Consider the following 1,193-nt stretch of genomic DNA (forward strand, 5'->3'; position numbering starts at 1 on the left):
GATCGCGCCGTCCATCTGAGCAGCACCGGTGATCATGTTTTTAACATAGTCGGCGTGCCCCGGGCAGTCTACGTGTGCGTAGTGACGGGTCGGGGTGTCGTATTCAACGTGAGAAGTGTTGATGGTGATACCACGAGCTTTTTCTTCCGGCGCGTTATCGATCTGGTCGAATGCGCGAGCAGCACCGCCGTAGGTTTTAGCCAGTACGGTAGTGATTGCAGCGGTCAGCGTTGTTTTACCATGGTCAACGTGGCCGATAGTACCGACGTTAACGTGCGGTTTTGTACGTTCAAACTTTTCTTTAGACATCGATTGTCCCTCTAAGACACGGATAAATCGGTGATATCACCACATCAACCAGGCAACATGCCCGACTTGTTGAATGCAATAAACAGAAGGAAAAAACAGGGAGGAGAAAAGAAGTGGTGCTGATAGGCAGATTCGAACTGCCGACCTCACCCTTACCAAGGGTGCGCTCTACCAACTGAGCTATATCAGCACATCTTGGAGCGGGCAGCGGGAATCGAACCCGCATCATCAGCTTGGAAGGCTGAGGTAATAGCCATTATACGATGCCCGCATCCTGGAACTCGGCTACCTGATTTTCATTCTGCACTGAATATCGAGAGAAGCTCTCTTTATTCGAGCCGGTAAGCGAACTTATCGTCTCGGGCTACGCCATCGCGTGGCCGAAATTGGTGGTGGGGGAAGGATTCGAACCTTCGAAGTCTGTGACGGCAGATTTACAGTCTGCTCCCTTTGGCCGCTCGGGAACCCCACCGGACTTGATGGTGCCGACTACCGGAATCGAACTGGTGACCTACTGATTACAAGTCAGTTGCTCTACCTACTGAGCTAAGTCGGCATCAAGTAGCGCGCATTCTATGGAGACATGCGAGTTCATGCAACTAAAAAATTGCATAATTTGTTTTATTGGTCACATTTTATGCGACACGATGAAGAAACAGCCGAATGGAGGGCAGATTAGCACACTTTTTCAACATCATTGTGCTCAACAATGCGCTCCTGCTAAACCATAATTCTTCTTATCAGATGGAATATCTGTCACATTGCTTTTCAACGATAGCTTCCTAGGAGTAATGCCGATCAGTTAAGGATCAGTTGACCGATCCAGTGGCTGTGTAAGAATCCGGAAACGCTCACTTGTTTCCGGATTTTTTTATGCACATTGG

General features: G+C 49.0%; 1 protein-coding gene and 4 tRNA genes. All 5 read right to left on the reverse strand.

Annotation, left to right across the window (positions count from 1 at the left end):
* On the reverse strand, positions 1-309 hold a 309-nt coding region (locus tag BHE85_RS16030), incomplete at its 3' end, for a GTP-binding protein (protein WP_000031690.1).
* A 114-nt stretch (positions 310-423) separates the two neighbouring features.
* A tRNA-Thr gene (locus BHE85_RS16035) sits at positions 424-499 on the reverse strand.
* 6 nt (positions 500-505) lie between these two features.
* Positions 506-580, reverse strand: a tRNA-Gly gene (locus tag BHE85_RS16040).
* Positions 581-696: 116 nt separating this feature from the next.
* Positions 697-781: transfer RNA gene (locus tag BHE85_RS16045), tRNA-Tyr, on the reverse strand.
* An 8-nt stretch (positions 782-789) separates the two neighbouring features.
* A tRNA-Thr gene (locus tag BHE85_RS16050) sits at positions 790-865 on the reverse strand.
* Positions 866-1,193: the final 328 nt, after the last annotated feature.

The sequence above is a fragment of the Shigella sp. FC1567 genome (assembly GCF_001743015.1).
Classification (GTDB): domain Bacteria; phylum Pseudomonadota; class Gammaproteobacteria; order Enterobacterales; family Enterobacteriaceae; genus Escherichia; species Escherichia coli.